This is a genomic window from Aeromonas sp. QDB54, assembly GCF_027707385.1.
GTDB lineage: Bacteria > Pseudomonadota > Gammaproteobacteria > Enterobacterales > Aeromonadaceae > Aeromonas > Aeromonas hydrophila.
In genome coordinates, this window is sequence record NZ_JAPCIT010000010.1 from 148,059 (window position 1) to 169,336 (window position 21,278).

Consider the following 21,278-nt stretch of genomic DNA (forward strand, 5'->3'; position numbering starts at 1 on the left):
ATATCTGGTTGCTCGACATCCATCGCCGGCGTGATGAAACCGCCGGTGCGACATCGTTGAAGGAGTATCGTTTTGGCTTTGGACATCAAGTTGCTCGACATCATTGCCTGCCCGGTCTGCAAGGGCAAGCTGCACTACAACAAGGCCGTGCATGAGCTGGTCTGCCGCTTCGACAAGCTGGCCTATCCGCTGGAGGAGGGGATCCCGGTGCTGCTGGAGAACCGCGCCCGTCCGCTCAGCAGCGACGAGCTGTCGTCATGAGCTTCGTCGTCGTCATTCCGGCCCGCTACGCCTCCACCCGGCTGCCGGGCAAGCCGCTGGCCGACATCCACGGCAAGCCCATGGTGCAGCACGTGGTGGAAAAAGCCCTGCAGTCGGGCGCCGATCGGGTGATCGTCGCCACCGATGACGAGCGGGTGCAGCAGGCGCTGGCCGCCTGCGCCGGGCAGGCCGGTTTCGAGGTGTGCATGACCTCTAAGGATCACCAGTCCGGCACCGAGCGCTTGGCCGAGGTGTGCCGTCACTACGGCTTTGCCGCCGACACCATAGTGGTCAATGTGCAGGGGGATGAGCCGCTCATTCCGCCGGTCATCATCCGTCAGGTGGCGGACAACCTGGCCGCCGCCACGGCGCCCATGGCGACCCTGTCGGTGCCGATCCAGGACGCCGAAGAGGTGTTCAACCCGAACGCCGTCAAGGTAGTGACCGACCAGGAGGGCTACGCCCTCTACTTCAGTCGCGCCTCCATTCCCTGGGATCGGGATCGCTTTGCCGCGAATCGCGAGCAGATTGGCGATCACTACCAGCGCCACATCGGCATCTACGCCTATCGCGCCGGCTTCATCCAGCGTTACGTGGACTGGGCGCCGAGCCTGCTCGAGCAGATCGAGGCGCTGGAGCAGCTGCGGGTGCTCTGGTACGGGGAGAAGATCCACGTGGCCCAGGCGCTCGAGGCGCCGCCGGTCGGGGTGGATACCCAGGCCGATCTGGACAAGGTGCGCGCGCTGCTGGCGAACTGATGCCGACAACAGCAAAAATGACTCTGAACGGTGCCTGCGGGCGCCGTTTTTTGTGTTTAATCTTTATATAATTATTTGATTCAAAACACCATTTATGAGCACTTTCAAACTTTTCCCGGCCATGGTTTGCCAAATCAGCGAGTTTGGTTATGATGCAAGACGCCGTGTTAACCCTAACTGGCATATAACGAGATAAAAAACGGGGTGTTTGGGTGATTAATGTATTCCTGGTCGATGATCATGAGTTGGTGCGTACAGGGATAAGACGCATTCTGGAAGATGTCCGCGGGATCAAGGTGGTGGGCGAGGCGCAGAGCGGGGAAACCGCAGTCACTTTCTGTCGTCAGCACCATCCCGACGTGATCCTGATGGACATGAACATGCCGGGCATCGGCGGCCTGGAGGCGACCCGCAAGATCCTGCGGATCCGGCCCGATGTGCGTATCATAGTGCTGACCATTCATTCAGAAAATCCGTTCCCGACCAAGGTGATGCAGGCGGGTGCCGCCGGCTATCTCACCAAGGGCGCTGCGCCGGACGAGATGATCCACGCCATTCGCCTGGTCCACTCCGGTCAGCGTTACATCTCCCCGGAGATCGCCCAGCAGATGGCCCTGAGCCAGTTTGCCTCGGCCGACGAGAACCCCTTCAAGTCCCTCTCCGAGCGCGAGCTGCAGATCATGATGATGATCACCAAGGGGCAGAAGGTGACCGATATTTCCGAACAGCTCAACCTGAGCCCAAAGACGGTCAACAGCTACCGCTATCGGCTGTTCAGCAAGCTCAACATCAATGGCGATGTGGAGCTTACCCATCTGGCCATTCGCTATGGCATGCTGGATGCCGATACCCTGTAACGGGCGGCGTGTAGCCATCAAAGGCGGCCTGTGCCGCCTTTTTGCTTTTTGCCGGTCTGGCGCAGTATGCTCTGTGCCGTCTTCTGCTTTCATCCGTTGAGCCGAGTTGCCGATGAGCCTCTCTTTCGATCTTCCGTTTGCCGCGATCCCCCAGATCCAGCACCTCGATCCCCGTTGCCGGAGCCAGCATGACCTCGTCTGAACCTCTCTTCGACAGCAAGGCGTTTCTCAGTGCCGTCACCCACCAGAGCGGCGTCTACCGCATGTATGACAGCGGCGGCACCGTCATCTACGTGGGCAAGGCCAAGGATCTGAAAAAACGGCTCGCCTCCTACTTTCGGGCCAACGTCGACAGCATCAAGACCCGCACCCTGGTGCGCCAGATCGCCGACGTGCAGGTGACGGTCACCCACACCGAAACTGAGGCGCTGATCCTCGAGCACAACCTCATCAAGCAGTACCAGCCTCGCTACAACGTGCTGCTGCGCGACGACAAATCCTACCCCTGGATCATCATCACCGCGCACCAGCACCCGCGCATCGGTGTTCATCGCGGTGCCCGCAAGGTGAAGGGGGAGTACTTCGGCCCGTACCCCTCCGGCGGTGCGGTGCGCGAGAGCCTGCACCTGATGCAGAAGATCTTCCCGGTGCGTCAGTGCGAGGATGCGGTCTATGCCAACCGCAGCCGCCCCTGCCTGCTCTACCAGCTCAAGCGCTGCGCCGGCCCCTGCGTGGCCGGGCTGGTGAGCGAGGCCGAGTATGCCCAGCAGGTGGAGCTGGCCAAGCTGTTTCTGGCGGGCAAGAACCAGCAGGTGATAGGCGAATTGGTGGGCAAGATGGAGTCCGCCAGCGGCGATCTGCGTTTCGAGGAGGCGGCCCGCTACCGGGATCAGATCCAGGCGCTGCGCCGGGTGACCGAGCAGCAGTCGGTGAGCGGCAACGTGCTGGACGAGCTCGACGTGGTGGGGGTGGCCTTCGAGCAGGGGACCGCCTGCATCCACGTGCTCTTCATCCGCCAGGGCAAGGTGCTGGGCTCGCGCAGCTACTTCCCGAAAGTGCCGGCCGATACCCAGCTCGACGAGGTGGTGCAATCCTTCCTGCTGCAGTTCTATCTGTCGGGGCAGGGGGGGCGGCAGATCCCGAGCGAGGTATTGCTCGACGTGGCGCTCGAAGACGAGAACGTCATCGCCGAGACCTTGACCCAGACCGCCGGCTACAAGGTGCGGGTGGTGAGTCGTACCCGCGCCGAACGGGCCCGCTTCATCAAGCTTGCCTCCATCAACGCCCAGACCGCGCTGCGCTCGCGGCTCGCCCACAAGAGCACCACCACCGCCCGCTATGACCAGCTGGAGGAGCTGCTGGAGCTGGAGCGCCCCATCGCCCGCATGGAGTGCTTCGATATCTCCCACACCATGGGGGAGCGCACCGTGGCCTCCTGCGTGGTGTTCAACCGGGAAGGGCCGCTCTCCTCGGAATACCGCCGCTTCAACATCGACGGTATCACCGGCGGGGATGACTACGCCGCCATGGAGCAGGCGCTGGAGCGTCGCTTTGGCAAGCAGCAGGAGCCGGACAAGGTGCCTGACGTGCTGTTTATCGATGGCGGCCTTGGCCAACTGCGCCGCGCCGAGGAGATCCTGGCCCGTCAGCTGGAGTTTCTGGGGGGCAAATATCCGCTGCTGGTGGGCATCGCCAAGGGGGTGACCCGCAAGGCGGGGCTGGAGACCCTGATCCTGGGGGAGAGCCACGAAGAGCTGCATTTGCCGGCAGATATGCCCGCCTTGCACCTGATTCAGCACATTCGCGATGAATCCCACCGTTTTGCCATCACCGGCCACCGCGCCAGACGGGCGAAAGCCCGCACCACCAGTACCCTGGAGGACATTCCGGGGGTGGGGCCGAAACGGCGGCAGGCGCTGCTCAAGTACCTGGGTGGGCTGCAGGAGGTGAAAAAAGCCGGGGTGGAGGAGCTCGCCAAGGTGCCCGGCATCAGCCAGGAGCTGGCCCAGTCCATCCACGACGCCCTGCACTCGCTCTAGCATTGGTAGCCGAGACGGGGTGAATGCGCCTCCATGTTGCCCCTGTTTGCCCTGATGGCGAACAGGGGTTGTCGCCCAAGGTATCGGCAAGGGGCGAGTTGAGTCACATCATTCACTCTGGGTTCATTCACTTCGGGGATCCCGGCACACAAGAGCCGTGACGCAGGGGGGCCGTAAATGCCATAATGGCCCGCATCCTGAGGTTGTTGATGGATTCATAGACCAAGGCGGGCGCCTGTCCGGTTGCATCCGTGATCGGCTTGGGGCTACCATGTAGCGGCATACAAGAAGTGGCTGAAAATAATGACAAATATTCCTAATCTGCTGACGTTTTTTCGGATCTTGCTCATCCCCGTCTTCGTCATCCTGTTCTACCTTCCCTATCAGTGGTCCTATCTGGCGGCGGCCATCGTCTTCATCCTGGCGGCGGCGACTGACTGGTTTGACGGCTACCTTGCCCGCAAGCTGAACCAGTCCACTGCCTTCGGCGCTTTCCTCGATCCGGTGGCCGACAAGATCATGGTGGCGGCGGCGCTGGTGGTGATCGTCGAGCACTACAACACCATCTGGGTGACCATTCCTGCCATGACCATGATTGGCCGCGAGATCATCATCTCCGCCCTGCGCGAGTGGATGGCCGAGCTTGGCAAGCGCTCCTCGGTGGCGGTCAGCTGGATTGGCAAATGGAAGACCATGATCCAGATGGTGTCGCTCACCGGTCTCATCTGGCAGTACGACATCTGGATGGTGTGGCTGGCCTATGTGCTGCTCTATGTGGCCACCGTGCTCACCTTCTGGTCCATGTTCCAGTACATGAAAGCCGCCTGGGGCGATCTGACCTACCACTCCCGCTTCTAGTCTGCGTTTGTACTAAGCACCGTTTCCCCGCACTTGGGGCAGGGAAACGGTCGTGAACGTTGAAAATGCAGGAAAAGGGCAAAAAACACTCGAACGATCAGGGTATTAAACATTTTTGGTTGACTGGGCGAGGAACATCGCTAGAATGCGTCCTCGTAGTCAGGCAGTCAGCCAGACCATTGCGGGAATAGCTCAGTTGGTAGAGCACGACCTTGCCAAGGTCGGGGTCGCGAGTTCGAGTCTCGTTTCCCGCTCCAAATTCAGACAATAGAGAGCTTCTCTCTTTTGCATGGCGCGTTAGCAAAGCGGTTATGCAGCGGATTGCAAATCCGTTTAGTCCGGTTCGACTCCGGAACGTGCCTCCATATTGACAAGCCCGCGGCGCGAGCTTGATACCGATTACGGTGCCCGAGTGGTGAAATCGGTAGACACAAGGGATTTAAAATCCCTCGACGTTCGCGTCGTGCCGGTTCGATTCCGGCCTCGGGCACCATTAAGATTAAAGAAAAAAGCCTTTCAGATTAAACAGATACGACGCTTTATTGCGTCGTTTTTGTTTTTAACTCTCTCCAAGATTTCTCTCCAACTTTTCCTTTCTTGTCCATTTCTTGTCTAAGCGACTTACTACTTCCTGCGACTTGTTGCGAACAACCTGCGCTTCGCCCCAACATAGCCAAGGACACGTGGTTAGCCTGCGCTCCGGGCCTTTCCGGGGTCTGTCTCTGGTGCTGACACAAGTGCCGCTCACCGTTACCCCTTCCGCTTCACCCCCTCCTAAACCCGCATTGAATCCTCTTTGAAACAGATATTAATCCCATGATCTAACCCATCATCGGAGGTATCTATGCAGACCAAATTTCGCTTTACCAATGCAGCCATCAAGGCTTTGCCCGCACAACAACGAGACGCAGGCGCTACTGAACTGGAGTTCTCCGATACAGAGCTCATTGGCTTAAAACTCTTGTCAGGAAAAAGCCAGGGCAGTAAGCGTTTCCTACTGCGCTATACCCTCCAGGGCAAGAAGCGCAGCATCGCTTTGGGACGATTCGGCGATATCGATGTGAGCCAAGCCAGGACCATTGCCCGCAAGTACAAGGCGATGCTGGCAGAAGGCATCGACCCGGTAGCAGAGCGGGATAGCTACAAAACTGAGCCCACCCTTTCGGAGTTCTTCTGGCAGACCTTTTTGCCGCACCTCAAGACCATCGGCAAGCGGTCGATCAACAGTGACATTCAGCGGTTCAAACACAACATAGAACCACGCTTTGGGGCCATGCGTTACCGACAGCTCAAGGCGATGGATGTCCTGCAGTTGCAATCGGAGATGGTTCACCCTAACAACCCTCAGCAGACGGCCTACGCGCCGAGTACCGCCAACAGGGTATTGGCCCAGTTAAAGACCATGGGCAGCTATGCGGTGCGCTGGGGCATTCTGGACACCAACGAGGCGGCCAAGATCAAGCTGTTGAAGGAGGACAATGCCAGGACGCGTTTCCTATCGATTGAAGAGATGAAACGGGTCATTGAGGTGGCATTGCAGGATCGCAATCAAGCCGCAGGCAGCTTCATCGCGATGCTCTACCTGACGGGGGCGAGAAAGTCAGAGGTGTTACTCGCTAAATGGGAACATGTGAACTGGGAGGATAAGACGCTGTTCGTACCCCTGACCAAGAATGGCAAGAGCCGGATCATTTACCTGAGCACATTGGCTATCGATATTCTGGAGAAGCTCCCCAGAATAGCCGGTAATCCCTATGTATTCGCGAGCCAGCATATTCGATGTCAGGGCAAGCCCATCGGTGAACCCAGATGTGCCTATGAACGGGTGTTGCAGAAAGCCGGTATCGAAGACCGCGATGAGGTCTGCTTCCATACAGCTCGCCATTCGGTCGCCAGTGCCTTGGTCTCTTCCGGGCAATACAGCCTGTATGACGTCAAGGCACAACTAGCCCACGCCAGCATTCAATCCTCCCAGCGGTATGCAAAGCTGACCTCTGAGCGCAGTCGCAATATCAGCGAAGGTCTCTCGTCTATGATCCAGGCGGAGTGACCGAAAAGGTATTGTTTATAAACAGATATTAATAACCAGACAGCGCTGTCACATCGGCTGTTGGTCCACATGTCACAGTTCCCAGGCCCTTAAGTTCATCTGAGCTTAAGGGCCTTTTAGTTGGAGAGAAACACGATGAAAACTTGTATGGAATGGCCGGAGGAGACATTGCTCGCGGCCTACCCGGACATTTACTCACTGGTCATGGAGCAAATTATCGAGCCCTTTTCATCAGTAGAGGAGGCGAGGGCATTCTGGGACACGACCGGTTGTAGTCTGGTCATTATCGAGATGACGGACTCGGTGAATGAGTTCCAGGCCATGCCACAGCATACCCAGAATCAGGTGATGTTCGGTTTGCGTTACCCGGAGCAAGAATTCGCCATATCCGAAGACTGGCGCCTGCTGCTGGCCATTCTCAACGATGAGGGGGCGGGGATTTACCTGCTGATCCACTCAAATGCACCGCTGCTTCCCACCCTGGAGGTGATGCACCATGAGTAATCCCAGCCATAGCGACATCATGCGCAAGTTAAAAGAGATCAAGGGGATTAAGGAGCTGCTGGAGAAGGCCGTGCTCTTGTATGTCCTGCTCACGGATGGCGATCTGCCGGTCTGGTGCTATGCGCTCATCATCGGTGCGCTGGCTTATCTGGTAAACCCGTTCGACGTGGTACCAGACCCCATTCCATTTGCCGGTTATCTGGATGACTTATCAGTCATCACCTCGGCATTAGCCGCATTACCGGTTAAGTCACATCACCGTCAATCTGCCAAGGATCGGATGAGATCACTGTGACAGTGATGGAGTCGGTCCTATCGCGCTATCGCGTTTTCTATGACCCTTTATCTATGACCCATCTACCGATGAACTGGAGATCGCAATCTCCGGTTATCTAACGACGTTGTAAGGAAACTATCATGGCAAGACCCCGTAAACACCGCGTTGAAGAGACCCCTAAACCCGCCAGCACCACGCCAGCCGACGAGAGCCCTCTCACATCTGGAGCAAGCGGCTGCGCCGAGCCTCTCTCGCCAGCCCTTGCGGCTGACGCCGACAAGGCCAGGCCTGGACCCGGCGACACCGCAGACTCCGTGCCCGGCGGTCCTGCCCCCATACACGCCTTGCTCAACCATACCGCCGAGAAACTCAGTGCCCGATCAGAAGGGCTGATTTTCTATGCCATCGGTCGTCATGAAGAGAGTGGCGAGCTGTTCCTGAAAATTACAGGCAATCAGGGTGGGGGTCTGCATAGCAAGGAGTGGATTGCGCTGTCGGCGATTGACGATGTGTTGCGCTCCTTGCCCGCAGACAAGCCGTTTAAATCCAGCGTCATGAAGCGACTGTTTAATGGTGGCAGCGCCAATAACGCCGGATTCTTATCAGCCATTCTGCGTTCGGATGGTCTGAAGTTGATCCAGAAGGCAGACGGCAATCCGATGCTGCACGAACTGGTGCCTGATTACCTTGAGCGCTTGGGTTCGCTAACCAATGAGCTCTGTACCGTAACTTCTACCATCGAATAACCCCTGCATAGTGCTCACCTGCCCAAGGGTGAGCCCCCCCAAACAACCAATCTGAGGTGATTATGACGATCCCATTTGCGGGCGATTTTGCCCTGCCTGTCAGTCAGGCGTTGATGAGTATTCTGGATCAGGAACTGGTTAGATCTGGAATGGTGCTGAAGGGAAAATCCAGTCTGGTCTTCAACTTCCGAGACCCGGATTACGGCCCGGTTCGTGGTGGGTTCCATCCGGTAGAAATACGGCTGCTAAAGCGTAAAGACCAGTGGCAGTTCGATTACGTGACGGACTTTAGCTATCAGGGGCCGGAGGATATGGCGGAGCTGGTCAAAGAGATCGACTTCAACTTTTTGAGCGAAGAATACTACCTGCTCCGTTACGGCCAGATGGGACCCGCGTCGGCCAGGGAGCTCTATACGATGTGGGAGTCGAACTTCGTCAGTTACTACCAGATGGGCGTGTTTACCGTCTCAGTGGCTGCGTAACCGTCGCACCGGACAGGAGAGGAACAGGAATCAGCGGCGGTTTGGTTCTGGCAGCGGTGCTGCTGTGTTTACCTTTCCATGCGGGGCAAAGAGCCATGGACTAACCCAACACGAAACCGGTCAGCGGCTCAGTAGGTTAGTCCATCCTTCGGCTGCTTCAGGTGTCTCTCTCAGCCACCATCCCCAAAACAAGTATCCCCCGGCCTGTGGCTGGGAGGCTTGTTTTTTTGTCATCGGCGGGGAGGGAGAAAGACAGATATGTGTGTATCCCCAATAGCGTTATTCCACCAAGCCTGATTTACATTAATTATCAGTTAGTTATGTGGTCATCATCTTATGCAACAGGGGGCGGCTGCGCAGTCAGTCCCAAAGCGTCTCTGTCCATTGAACGTCGACAACAAAGAAAGTTCGAGCATCTTCTCATTGTGTGATGGCCGCAAATGTCCATCAGCTCAATGAGGTGATAAGGTAGGACTCCCTCGCATCATGAGTTAGTGTTTGTCACAACCTGAGGTCTGAGCAATCTGGTAGCGACAGCCAGGATGGCAGCGTTGATTGCCACATTAGAGCAACGAGATCGTGCATTGCATTGCATTGCATTGCATTGCATAAGTATGAAGCGTGTTTGGGGCGCTCATACTATATGGCATCCGCCAACGTAAATACGTGTGGCACTGCTCGGTATCTGGCTACTGGAGACCACAGAATTGCCATAGTCTGTTTCGAACGGATAACAAGAGCGGTCCATAGACTGAGGTTTGCATTGTCCATAAGGCTAAGGGTCATTTGGAGTTGTTGATGGATTGGGAAGACCTGCTGCATAGCCTGAGGGACTTGCTGGCTCAACGTGGCAGCACAGAGTCGGAAAAACATGTTCTGGATCTGTTGAAGGAGCGTACAACCGATAATGAGTTGTACTCGCGTGGTCAGACCCTAGATGATTGGCAACTGGATCAGGCCAAGATTGTGGCCTGCGATATTCTGCGAGACCATCCGGATCTACTAGACATTATTAGAAATCTTGAGCTGAAAAGCCTATGCGATCGTCACAAGGCTGCTCATTTGCCAGCTCACAAAACCCGCAACCGTGAACAACTGCTTCAATCAGTCAACGTCCTGGTGAGCTCCGGAAAGCTAGTTGCCGCAGAAGAGTTGCTTGAAGAAGAACTTGCTGAAAACGAAGATCCTGAGCTGCTAGATCTCTTAGGACGAGTCTACATACTACAGAGCCGTCCAAAGCAGGCGGCGGCTTTGATGCAACAGGCTTTTCTGGCGAAAAGGCAACAGAGCGCCTTTCTTGATCTGTCTCCAGAAGTCGATGTCGTCTCAGAGAGGGATGATGAGACGATCACAGCTACTGATTTGGAATACATTACCGCTGATGCCAGTGTTTTTGTCGGGCTAGACCCCTTCCCCTGTTTGCGGGACGAAGTCTATGAAACGGTTATTTTGCCGGTTCCATTGTCAGTAACTGAGGATACGCGAGTTATTTCTGCCAATGAGCGCGAAACCCTATCCTTAGCTCGTACATGTAAGCCTGTGGATGTGGCGTCAACGGCGCAGGGGCCCAAGACCTTAGTGAGCCATGCCCCCCACTTCAAAGTAGTCCCGTCACACTCAACACAGGTATCTGTAACGGTGGACGACGTTCTCTGTGAAGCAATCCCTCAACTGCCTCAGACACCTAAGGAAGCAATAATTGATTATCAGTGGCCTTCTGGTTCAGAGAGCTACTACAGCGATAGCCATATTCAAGAGTTGGTTGGTGGTATAGATTTTTGCGATCCACATGAATTCGCCCTCGATTTTGAAGGGTATCAAGTCAATCAGCCTGATAGTTATGAGCCTGAGGATGACTTCTTCGACAATGATGAGATATTGGTCGAGCAGGATGATCTCTATTTTGGTGTAGCTGATGAACTTGACATTCATGATGACCAAAATGACGACGAATTTGCGGCTTATGCCTTTGATCCCGACGACGTGTATGACAGCCAAGGTAGCTTCGATTCTGATACTGAGCTGTTTGATGAAAGACTTAGCCGTGAAGATCGAGCTCTGCAGAAAGCAGTAGAGCTGATTAGCCGAGCGGGCTGGTCATTATCGATGCTTCCCTTAGTTCAGCAGATTTTTGTGATGAACGGGTGGGGTGCCACTCGGCTAGCATTGGAGCGAGAAATTGACAAAGGTATGAGCCCAGATGAGCTGATCCTGGCTGCTCATGTGAAAGCACTTTGGGCTGAGAATGACTACTACTGGATTGCCTATGACAGGAACGGTTCAAGCAACTTGTCACAGTATGTTATGTCATGGCCGACAGCCTTGATGCTGATTCGAGCCTTTGAATCATTGCCGCAAATAGAGGAAATCGAGCAGTTCATCGAATCGTTGTTTGAGTACTGGTACGACAGGTCTAGCCTCCGTCGAGCATTCCGCTCGTTCAACCGTTTCCTCTGGTTTCGGATTTGTAACCTACCTGGCTGTTTACCCGCCAGTCTGCCATTCAACTTTTGCAGTCCTCATGAATTACCTGTCGAGGAGTACAGCGACCTTGGGATTAGTGATCTGCTGGTGATCGAACAGACAACCAAGCTACGTGCTTACGGTGTGTTTCAAACCAAACACCCCCAGGAACCTAGCTGCTATGCGAGTGACAAGCCCATTCCTGTAGATGCGTATTCAATGGCCACGCAAACGAGCAAGGAGATCTCAATCGATGTCTGATCAAAGTCTTACCCATGTTACCGGCTGCTGGGTTAGCCAACCCCTGCCCAGCGGCGAAAAGTACCGTTACGGCATGGTCAAGATGGCTCACGGAGACAGTGGCTCCCAATTGCAGGTGAGTTGGTTCATGCCTGAGCGCTCCCAAGGCATGGTTGACGCCAGCTTGGTTGGCTCTGGTTTCCAGAACGGCATGGATGTTCAGGATGCGACTCCCGGTACAGGTGTGCGCTCGCTGGGTATTGGCAGCATCATGCAGCAGCGTATCCTGGCGGGCTCTCAGCAAGTGCTGGTCGATTTTCCGGAGAGTGGAGAGCGGCACTGGTTGCCCTATCAGCACCTGCGCCAAGTGAAAGGCGCCAAGCACCGCTTTATCACAGCAGCCACAGGCAAGGAACTGGATGCAGAGCGCATGCGCTTGCGCATGCTCGCGCATGCCATCGAGACCTGGAACGAGAACACAGGGGCGCTCTCGCATCTGGATATCGAGCCCTTACCACACCAGATCAACTTGGTTCACCACATCTTGGCCTCAGGCAATTTCAACTGGCTGATTGCCGATGACGTGGGGCTCGGTAAAACCATCGAAACCGGCATGCTCTTGCATGCCTTGCATCAGCGTCGACAGATCAAGCGGGTTCTGCTGATAACTCCAGCTGGGCTGACCAAACAATGGCAGGAGGAGCTCTACGACAAGTTCAAGCTGGATGAGTTCGAGATCTACGGAGAAGACTTCTCCATCAACGAGCCGCGTCAGTGGAAGATGCATGACCACGTGATCGGCTCCATGGATCGCTTCAAGCAGGAAGACCACTTGGCAAGTCTGCTGCAGGCCGAGGATTGGGACCTGATCATTTTCGATGAAGGGCATCGCCTCAGTCGCCGCCAGTACGGGCAAAAGCTCGACAGTTCTGATCGTTACTCGTTGGCAGCCAGTCTGCGCGGAAAAACTGAGCATATGTTGCTGCTTAGTGCCACGCCTCACCAGGGCATGCAGGACAAGTTCATCGCCTTGCTCGAACTGTTGCGTCCCAAGCGTCGTCGCGAGCTGCTGATGCTCAACCTCAAACCGGAAATCCTCCATGACATGGTCTACCGCAACCACAAAGCGGATGTGACCGATGCTGAGGGTAACTTCATCTTCCAAGGGAAGATCACGCGCGCGATGAAAGTGCCTGCTAGCGAGGAATCACAGACTTTTGATAAGGGCCTGCAGGATTACTTACGCCGTGGCTACGCAGCTAGTGTGGAGATGGGGCGCACAGGTAACGCTATCGGCTTCGTGATGACGGTCTATCGCAAGCTGGCTGCATCCAGCTCGGCGGCAATCCTCAACGCGCTCTGCAATCGCCTGGCTCGCTTGGAAAAGAAACTCAACGGCGAGCATGGAACAGATGAGCCGGTCGACGAGCGCTACTTCGGCGAATGGGAAGAGCAGCTGGCAACAAACGCCAAGGAGTTCTTCGCCGGGGAAATTATGCTGCTAAATGATCTGATCGAGGAAGCTGAACAGCTCAAGCATAACGACCGCAAACTCCAGCTCTTCATCGATGAGGTCATCCGCAAGATTCTTGCAGCCAACCCCGTAGAAAAGGTGTTGATCTTCACCGAGTACCGCACGACACAAGATTACCTGTGCGAGACCTTGCGGTGTCATTTCGGCGCAGACAAAGTCGAGCTTATAAATGGCTCGATGGGGCATACTGAGCGCCGAGAGGCCATTACCCGATTTGAGGATCAAGGCCAGTTCTTGATCTCCACCGAGGCCGGTGGCGAAGGTATCAACCTGCAGCGACAATGCCATATCATGATTAACTTCGATCTACCCTGGAACCCCATGCGTCTAGTTCAGCGGATCGGTCGCCTCTATCGCTACGGCCAGAAGAAAAAGGTAGTGGTCTTCAACATCCACCAGCCTGACACCATGGATCAGCAGATCATCGACCTGTTGTACGACCGCATCGACTCTGTGGTTCATGACATGGCTGTGGTACAGAAAGATGAATTCAACGAGGGCCTGAAAGACGAGATCCTCGGGGAACTGGCTGAGCTCATTGATGTCGAGGATATCCTGCAGGCGGCCACACTGCAGGGGATCGAGCGCACTCGCGAGCGCATTGATGAAGCCCTGCACCAAGCGCATACAGCAATCGCCAAGCAGCGTGAACTGTTCGAGTATGCGGCCAGAAGTGATGCTAACGAGTTGCGTGATGAGCTGGAAATCACTCAAGAACACCTGCTCAGCTTCGTGCTGGGTATGTGTTATCAGCTAGGTATAGACGTCGTCGAACGCACCCACAAGAGCAAGATGCTGCGTATCCGCTTGCCGGAGCTAGTGATGCGCGAGCTAGGCATGTCGTCCAAGGCGTCACCGCGTATGGATGTCACCCTGGATCGCGAGCTAGCGGCCCATCGGCCGGATACCCAAATGCTCGATCTCAACTCGCCACTCATGCAGTACCTGCTCAACAAGGCACGTGACTACGACTTTGGTGGCCTGGCTGCAGTGGTGCAGGGAGATGAGCTAGGTGAAGGAGCGCTGTTTGGTGCCATGCTGCGCTGGCAAGGATTGCAGGGAAAACGTATGCGCCAGGAGTTCGTGACCATTCAGGTCAATGAGGGGGGCGCGCAGTTGAATACCGAAGCCATTGGGCAGTGGTTGCTGCAGCCAGCGCAACCTGCCGAGCTAAAACCGATGTCAGAGCACTGCAAGGCGCTGTTTGCAGATGCTGAAAGTGCCGTCAATCAACGGCTCGCCAATGTCAGTAACCGCTACATAATTCCGGAAAGCCTGCAATGGGCCAGCGCCGGCTGGACGATTTAAGGAATCTGTAGTGCATCTTATCAGTGCCACGTAAAGAGAAGGGGGAAGCAACCACTATGTTGTTTCCCCAATCGCTTTATTACACCAGCCAGATATTAATATATAAATCAATCAGTTATCATTTCATGGCTCGGCGCATCCTGCGTGATTTGCGCCATCCTTGCCTTGGCTCTGTTCAGTCTGTCTTGGAGCTGAAGTATGTCCTCGGGCTTGAACATCGCCCCCAGATCTAACCCCGGACACTCTTGCAGGATCACCCGCACCAGGCGGACGGTGCGTGTCGTCACCGGTACACACTGCCCGACCAGCTTGGCGCGTTTGGCGGACTTACAGTCATCAACACTGGTTGGGCAGCCATTGATGGTCAGCCATTCGGCCAGCTCATCGTACCCCATCGTTTTCGTCATACCGAAAGCGGACTGGGTATAAGCACGCAGGAAAACCCGCTTTAGGATGCCAAGCGAACCTTCATCCGTCACACGCATTGGCAATCCTTTTATCGACGTCTTGCAGACGAAGTAATCCTCCCAGCTCTCCCAGTCATTGAGGGTCTTCAGGCAGTTCGTTCGCCGCCAGTTATCGAATACCACACGTTGCTCCATAGCGGCAGCTACCGTCGACCAGGGGCGTGTATCAAAACAAATATGCTCGGTGCCTAGCACACTCTGCATTGATGGCAGCATGGGTTGCCGCTTGAAGTCGAACTCAAGATTCAGGGTCTTTGACCTGCTCACGGATACGAGATCGCGTTCATTGATCCACATTTCAGTCGTAGATATTAAATGGTCACTATCGACTTTTTGGCCGGGGGCACGATTCAGATACAGGTCAAGCATGTACGCCTGATGCAGCTCCTTAGTGCAGGGGGGCTTAACCCCAGCCTTGGCCAGGATCTGGGGCTGACCCTCAACGCCTTCTGAGGTGAGTTGACCACGAGTCTTCATCGCGATGACCTGTTTAACCTGATGTTTTTGCTCCAGCATCCGAAAGCCAGGGCCATCCAGTCGCTCGCCCAGTTCCTGAAAGCGGCGGCATATCGGGCCAGTCAACACAAGTTCGTCATATGTAGCATCGGTGAGGAAGCCATCTGTCGTGACGCTCACCACTGTTCGGTGAGCGGGGATGGAGGCCAAGACTTCTCCGAGTACGGCACGGATCAGGCCGGTCGTATGCGCGGCAAAGAATGCGTTGGTGATGGCGGAGCGCTCAATGGGCTTGCTCAATCCACTGGATGTATCGAAGGCTGACTTGCCCCTCAGACCTTGTGCCAGCTTGCCATAGAGAGAGTTACCAATTTCTTTCCAAAGCAGCTCTTCGAAGGATTTCTTCACATACGATTGGCGTTTTTCCCGAACCTGCGAGACAAAGGGCTCAAACAGGCGCTGCGTCGTATCTGCCCAAGGGATGATGACACCCTGATGTATCTCAATCTGGCAACCCATGCGGAGTGCGACCTCGATCTCTGGTGCGGTACAGAAAGATTCACCAGTGAGGGGAAACAGCAGGCCAATTTCAGTACGCACCGGTAGGCTGGGATAACGTGTCCCGTATGGAAATCTATATTTAACGCGAGCAAGACCAAAGACATGGCCACAGAACTCGGCTGTGTTGGTGGTCATTCGCCCTCGCTCATAATCAAGGGGAAAAAGGTCAACAAGCCCTGTGGTATAGGCTCCGCTGAGGTCAAAATCGTTGAAGAGCGATAGTGGGGTCGGGCCACCCCAAAAGCATTCATTTCGTCCACCGTGGTAGCAATCGATGGCAAAACCCTCGAATAGCTTTGCTTCAGGGGCCATTTCCCGGGCCTTCTTGGTCACAGGTCTGGATGCATTCTTGTTCCATCCAGTTTGCACCACCTCATGAGTTCCAAATAGCTGATCCCGGTCTTGGCCCGTTTCGCGCAGATGTTTCAGGAACACCGATGTGGCACAGCCTCCAATCGTCTTTGGCAGGGATGAAAGCCCCAGTGTCTTAGCGAATGCATGGAGTTGAAGGCCATATTTGACTGCAATTTCGGCATCGCGCAGGGCATAAGCTTCAAAGGCTGCCTTGTTGCTGGCAAGTAGTTCATCCATGCGATCAATAGACTGACCCGCAGGGAGAGACAATTTGGGTAAGCCAATGAGTTCACCAACGGCTGCAAGGCCCGCACCACCAGGGGTGTGTAACATAGTATCGACAAAGGTGATCAAGGTTCTTTGTGCTTTACGCTGCTTGTCTCGCAAAATCAGCGGGGCCGGTTTTGCTTGACGGTGCAAGACGTTCTCAAGATCGATGCCATAGGCATTGTTTACTGACGCCACTGTTCGGCGAATGCCATTAACCTGGGTTTTGAACCGCCAGAAGTCGCCAAATGAGGCAAGGTCTGCTCTTAGGAAATGGGCATACACAAAGACATGTTTGGGCCACTCCGTGAGTATCCCTTTTTCCTTACATACCACTACGATGTGGCCGAGGAATTTATCGAAACTCAGGCGATCAGATGTCCGATTGGATGCGGGGTAAATGATGTCTGAATGTTCTCCTTTCTCTGTCATAGCAAAGAACTGGTAGGAGAGAATGTCGTTACGCTTTGTCGCGGGATTGTAAACGTATTCGCTGTCTATGCCGATATGGAGCCTAGCCCCTTTGGCCGGGGTTACTGTCTCTCCCGGTTTGAGATAATGCTGAGTGCGTAACCGCAGTGCCTTGTTGGTAGAATTCTCCTGCACGGGTAGCAGGTAATCAGGTATGTCGGGGTCTCCCGCAATCACATCAGAACTCAGGCCATCTATCATCCAGTCAGGAAGGCGTGAGGGAGCATTCATGTACTGGCAGGGGTCGAGTGCGCTTTCAATCGCGAGCGCCAATGCACTCTGGTGTTGCTCGTCGTTGAGCATGCCGTAGTCATCGGGAAGGGGGCTGTTATTAAGCTCCGGCAGCAGGTCGGTATCTGCGTAGGGAAAGCTCACCGCCGTGTCTCCAGCATTATGTGTAGGTTTTTCTTGTCTTTTCATGTGTGTTGGCTCGTAAAAAAAGGGCCTCCTTGGAGACCCTTTATTGAAGAGGAATACGGTTAGGCGCTTAGCTGGCGTTCGATAGCCTCCATGTCCTCATCAAGTTCTTCTTTAGAGTCGCATGTAACCCACAGGGGCTTGGTGTCCGGCAACAGAAGGGAAATACTGATCCAGACATTGGCGTCTTTTACGATCGGGGTGCAACCGGCAATCAGGTCTGTTGCGACCAGTAACTTCTTGGTTCGGATGAACTTGCGCTTCTTTCGCTTGAGCACGAGACTAGAGACCTCTTTGAAGCGCTCCTCGATTTCTTGTCGGTCACTGCTCCTGTACATAATGGCCGGGTATGAGTTGCTGTCGGACCATGCCATCAGCGCATGTGGCTGGTCGGGATCATTGAGCTGCATGTGTGCAACGCGGCTGATCGTGCCGAGGTTCGTCAAACCATCGTTCACTTTGATGAATGCACCTACGATTTGATAGGTAGCGGTGTGTTGAGTGCTATTTGTGCTCATGAGAGCCTCCTGTAGTTAGGGTTGTTAATTTAGGTTTTGCAGTTGTTTACGTTCCCACTTCTCCACTTCACTTAGTGGGAACCGGGTTTGCCGCCCGATGGTGACAAATGCGGGTAGTGTCTCGGGTGCGATGATCATTTGCTTGTCCAGCCAGCTTTTTGAGATGCGCCACCGCAGCGCTAACTCGCTTCGTGTCAACATATGTACACCGTCCATCACTACCTCTCGTTTGCCTGTTCGTGCGACTGGATTGCAGTATTCAGAAGTTGACCCCCCAAAGCATTGACAACACATGCATTGCGGAATTTTGTGTGTTTTGGTTTCTAATGGGTCTTAATGATGTTCCGCGCAACTCAACTGCAACACGCTGTGGGCAGTGGTATGTCTTCAGAGAGCCATTGCTGTTGAGTGGCATTGATATGAGGGAGTAAGTGGGTCGTGGTGCGTTGCTGATATCGCATCGCCATCTGTAGTGATGAGTGGTTCAGGGCCTGTGCAACCATGGCAATGTCACCCGTCTGTAGCATCAGTTCCGTGGCAAAGGTTCGGCGGAGATCATGAATGCAAAGGTCACTGATCCCTGCTGTAGCACAAATCCGCTGAAAGGCATGCCGTGGGTAGCTCATGTACCCTGAAGAGGATTGGGAGGAGGGGAAAAGAAACCTCTGTTTGTTGACCAGTAATTGCTGTGTTTCGATGAGCCTGATGGCATGAGACGTCAGGGCCACTTGGTGAGGTAATCCATTCTTGGTCGTAGGCAGGATCAGGTAAGCCTCATCGAGGTGCAAGTGGGCTTGTTCTATGGAGCACACCTCCCCAATTCGCATCCCTGTGTAGAGAGACAGTAATAGCGACCGACTTGCTTCCGAGTTTTGGGCATAACATGCATCGATAAAACGTGACCGTTCATCAAGGCTCAGGATCCGCTTGCGTTCATTATTTTCCTTGAGTTGCCGTAACCCATTCATCGGTGAGACAGAGAGGTATCCGTGCTCCACGGCCAAGGTCAGCATCCTCGACAGGGCAGACAAGATCTTGTTCACAGTGGCAGGCTTGAGGTGTTCAGCAAGTCGCCTTTGGAAGGCCACAATGGTTTGGCGATCCAGTGTTTTTAGACGACGGCTTCCAAACTCTGGCAGAATGTGTTTTCTGACCTTGGACAGCTCTGACTGCGTATTGCGCTTATGCAGCTGCAGATCGTCGAGGTAGGCGGTTTCAAAGATCTCTTGGAGGGTTTTGTTTTGCCCCAGGGGATACGTATTGCGGGCAAGTTTATGGAGCCTCGCATGTACCTCATCCCTGGCCTCTTGTATGGAGATCTGCGGATAGGGGCCAATGGTCTCGAAGACCCGTTTGTAACGATGGGTTGTGTCGAAGACGAAAGACGTAGATAGAGCGTACCGGTACACGTATAGCTGCCTTACGTCAGCATCACGATATACCTGCTGCTTGCCATTGGCTGGCGGTGGTAGGGTCTCAAGTGCTCGTTTTGTCAGTTTCAGATTAGTAATGGACATAGGTCCTCCTTCAGAAAAAGGAGGATGCTAGGTCATTGGGGTGGTTACATCATTGACATCACATGCATTCAGGAAATGCTATTTTTGTTAAGTAGCATTCTCATTATTTGTCGGCTCAGACAGGAGCGGTCCATCTTTTCCGATAATCTTATTAAGGGTGCGTAGCATCACTCTTTTTTCATGCTTGGTTGCAAGGCTTTCTAGTTTCGGTCTAGTAGATGGGTCGATTAGTGGGGCACCATGACAAGTAAAAACATCATCACAAATGCTTATCAAAACAAGTAATAGGTTGTTTATAGTGTATGTAAAGGGCTTCCCCGGCGTACTGTATAGTGCGGAGACGTGATCCCAATTTCTTTCCAAATAATATATGACTAACTTGATGTATAGGTTTCTTGTGATGGTTCGAACGGCACTGTTGGGTATTTTTGTTCCATGGAATCGCTCGTTCCTCATGTTTGAAATTGCATATGCATCAGGGGATTTAATCCGCGACCTGTGGTCTTGAAGTTTCCCAACATCGGCGATTTTTGTCAGAACCTGGAAAGCTGCGATGCTAAAAACCGTTCCTATAAACCCGGCTTTATCAATTGCGTAGGCAGTGGAAGTGTTTACATCTATCTTAGCTAGCACACGAATCGCATGCTCAATAAACAGTCCTCGAGCAAAGTGCGCTTTTATTTTCATTCTCTTTGTTTGATCACTTTTAATTTTAATATATGAGGGAATGTCTACTCTATCTAAGAGTGATATCAGCAGGGTGGAAAGGTTTGTTGCGTATTCGGTGAGTTCATTATGCTCAGGATAATAATAGGCATCCGTTGTTGATTTATAAACTTGGTCGCACTTTTCAAACTCATCTAATAGTGCAACGTACAAGCGTTTAGTTTCTCCAGTTAAACTTTCTCTTACGTCAGTTTTTCCAAAAAGGCTTAAGCAAAAAGAAATTAAATTTTCGAGAGTTTTTGCCTGCACATTAGTCTTTTTAACACTTTCGGCATGAAGGTAGTGCAGGTATTTACTAAGTAGCTCTAAGTTGTAGTATTGTTCTAGACGAGAAGTTTTACTTTTAGAGTAAATATATATGGACTGCTTTTTTAACGTAACGTTATCGCCAGTGACGTCAAATACGAGATCAGGTGAATAATCAGGGTGATTTTCAAGAACATATGCGATATCTGGGTCGTTATCATCAATTAGATATTTGTGCTGCATAAAAAATCCTAAGGTGAGAATAACAGCTTCTAATAGTATTTTTCCTGATTATCCATGATCCTCAAATCGCTGCAAGAGCTGGTATAGCATTGAAGGGTAAGCAGCTACCATGACGTTGCTTCCTAAATCATCCCTCAGGACATCCACCTAGTTCGTAAGCGTTCACCGAGACCGCGTTGACACAACAAAAAGTGGGACGATCGTCTCTTGATCCCACTTACCTGCTTGCTTGATCCCGTCCGTCAGGCACGCTGCATCTATGAGCAAAATCACCATACCTCCATCAGGCGTACCATCCACCCAGGAGCAGGCCAACGAACTGATTGGCAAGCTCCTCGATAGTGTTGCCGAACTGGAGGATCGCCTCAAACAGAACAGTGGCAACTCTTCCAAGCCGCCTTCAAGCGATGGTCCTGAGGTTGTTCCGCCTGTTCGCAAGCGGCCTGCTTCCGGCAAGAAGCGCGGAGCCCAACCCGGCCTCTTTTGACTCAAATTCCACGATGGACCGAATCTTCAAGCGCTTGATTATCTAGGCCCACCAGTACGGTGGGCTTCTTCGTTGGTCTCTCCAACCAGAGGGATAGGGAAGGTGCGAACAAGTCCCTGATATGAGATCATGTTTGTCATCTGGAGCCATGGAACAGGGTTCATCATGAGT

The 21,278-nt window shown here is 53.7% G+C and carries 16 protein-coding genes, 3 tRNA genes and 2 pseudogenes; 17 read left to right on the forward strand and 4 right to left on the reverse strand.

Annotated elements, in window-relative coordinates; all coding sequences use genetic code 11:
- Window positions 1-72 precede the first annotated feature (72 nt).
- The 16 genes and pseudogenes from PG881_RS12295 (at window position 73) to PG881_RS24040 (ending at window position 14,377) form a co-directional block, all read left to right on the forward strand.
- A complete protein-coding gene (locus PG881_RS12295; protein WP_011706581.1) occupies window positions 73-261 on the forward strand; it encodes a Trm112 family protein in 189 nt (62 codons plus the stop codon).
- Complete coding sequence (gene kdsB, locus PG881_RS12300) at window positions 258-1,019, forward strand: 3-deoxy-manno-octulosonate cytidylyltransferase (RefSeq protein ID WP_024944871.1); 762 nt, start codon at window positions 258-260, stop codon at window positions 1,017-1,019. The genes PG881_RS12295 and kdsB overlap by 4 nt, the downstream gene beginning before the upstream one ends.
- 212 nt (window positions 1,020-1,231) lie before the next feature.
- Complete coding sequence (uvrY, locus tag PG881_RS12305) at window positions 1,232-1,876, forward strand: UvrY/SirA/GacA family response regulator transcription factor (RefSeq protein ID WP_011706579.1); 645 nt, start codon at window positions 1,232-1,234, stop codon at window positions 1,874-1,876.
- Between the two features lie 188 nt (window positions 1,877-2,064).
- On the forward strand, window positions 2,065-3,915 hold the full coding sequence (uvrC, locus tag PG881_RS12310) for an excinuclease ABC subunit UvrC (RefSeq protein ID WP_118880880.1): 1,851 nt from the start codon (window positions 2,065-2,067) through the stop codon (window positions 3,913-3,915).
- Window positions 3,916-4,218: 303 nt separating this feature from the next.
- On the forward strand, window positions 4,219-4,773 hold the full coding sequence (gene pgsA / locus PG881_RS12315; RefSeq protein WP_011706577.1) for a CDP-diacylglycerol--glycerol-3-phosphate 3-phosphatidyltransferase: 555 nt from the start codon (window positions 4,219-4,221) through the stop codon (window positions 4,771-4,773).
- Window positions 4,774-4,954: 181 nt separating this feature from the next.
- Window positions 4,955-5,030 (forward strand) — tRNA-Gly (locus PG881_RS12320).
- A 34-nt stretch (window positions 5,031-5,064) separates the two neighbouring features.
- Window positions 5,065-5,138: transfer RNA gene (locus PG881_RS12325), tRNA-Cys, on the forward strand.
- Window positions 5,139-5,179: 41 nt separating this feature from the next.
- Window positions 5,180-5,266, forward strand: a tRNA-Leu gene (locus tag PG881_RS12330).
- A gap of 351 nt (window positions 5,267-5,617) precedes the next feature.
- Complete coding sequence (locus tag PG881_RS12335; protein WP_270800275.1) at window positions 5,618-6,823, forward strand: tyrosine-type recombinase/integrase; 1,206 nt, start codon at window positions 5,618-5,620, stop codon at window positions 6,821-6,823.
- Between the two features lie 147 nt (window positions 6,824-6,970).
- A complete protein-coding gene (locus PG881_RS12340; RefSeq protein ID WP_042014323.1) occupies window positions 6,971-7,327 on the forward strand; it encodes a hypothetical protein in 357 nt (118 codons plus the stop codon).
- Window positions 7,320-7,622, forward strand: coding sequence for a YkvA family protein (locus PG881_RS12345; protein ID WP_025201450.1), 303 nt, complete (start codon window positions 7,320-7,322; stop codon window positions 7,620-7,622). Before PG881_RS12340 ends, PG881_RS12345 begins: the two co-directional genes overlap by 8 nt.
- Before the next feature lie 122 nt (window positions 7,623-7,744).
- Window positions 7,745-8,350, forward strand: a complete 606-nt coding sequence (locus PG881_RS12350; protein WP_106886410.1) for a hypothetical protein — start codon at window positions 7,745-7,747, stop codon at window positions 8,348-8,350.
- Between the two features lie 62 nt (window positions 8,351-8,412).
- Complete coding sequence (locus PG881_RS12355) at window positions 8,413-8,832, forward strand: DUF2787 family protein (protein ID WP_042014322.1); 420 nt, start codon at window positions 8,413-8,415, stop codon at window positions 8,830-8,832.
- 798 nt (window positions 8,833-9,630) lie between these two features.
- Window positions 9,631-11,556 (forward strand): hypothetical protein, encoded by a 1,926-nt coding sequence (locus PG881_RS12360; RefSeq protein ID WP_270800282.1) that lies wholly within the window; start codon window positions 9,631-9,633, stop codon window positions 11,554-11,556.
- A 421-nt stretch (window positions 11,557-11,977) separates the two neighbouring features.
- A pseudogene (locus tag PG881_RS24035) lies at window positions 11,978-12,577 on the forward strand (DEAD/DEAH box helicase); the annotation flags it as partial.
- Window positions 12,578-13,030: 453 nt separating this feature from the next.
- Complete coding sequence (locus PG881_RS24040) at window positions 13,031-14,377, forward strand: helicase-related protein (RefSeq protein WP_418133783.1); 1,347 nt, start codon at window positions 13,031-13,033, stop codon at window positions 14,375-14,377.
- A gap of 107 nt (window positions 14,378-14,484) precedes the next feature.
- Here the strand turns inward: PG881_RS24040 and PG881_RS12370 are convergent, their stop codons facing one another.
- The 4 genes from PG881_RS12370 to PG881_RS12385 all read right to left on the reverse strand — a co-directional run bounded on the left by PG881_RS12370 (window position 14,485) and on the right by PG881_RS12385 (window position 20,620).
- Window positions 14,485-17,373: a hypothetical protein gene (locus PG881_RS12370; RefSeq protein WP_270800287.1), complete on the reverse strand. Its 2,889-nt coding sequence runs from the start codon at window positions 17,371-17,373 to the stop codon at window positions 14,485-14,487.
- A 59-nt stretch (window positions 17,374-17,432) separates the two neighbouring features.
- Window positions 17,433-17,888 (reverse strand): hypothetical protein, encoded by a 456-nt coding sequence (locus PG881_RS12375; protein ID WP_270800293.1) that lies wholly within the window; start codon window positions 17,886-17,888, stop codon window positions 17,433-17,435.
- Between the two features lie 353 nt (window positions 17,889-18,241).
- The gene (locus PG881_RS12380) at window positions 18,242-19,405 is read right to left on the reverse strand and encodes a site-specific integrase (protein ID WP_270800295.1); all 1,164 of its coding nucleotides are present in this window, start codon (window positions 19,403-19,405) and stop codon (window positions 18,242-18,244) included.
- An 87-nt stretch (window positions 19,406-19,492) separates the two neighbouring features.
- Entirely contained in the window at window positions 19,493-20,620 is a 1,128-nt protein-coding gene (locus tag PG881_RS12385; protein WP_270800297.1) for a hypothetical protein, read from the reverse strand.
- 259 nt (window positions 20,621-20,879) lie between these two features.
- On the opposite strand from PG881_RS12385, the pseudogene PG881_RS12390 reads away from it, so the two are divergent.
- A pseudogene (locus tag PG881_RS12390) lies at window positions 20,880-21,098 on the forward strand (DUF6444 domain-containing protein); the annotation flags it as partial.
- Between the last annotated feature and the right edge of the window lie 180 nt (window positions 21,099-21,278).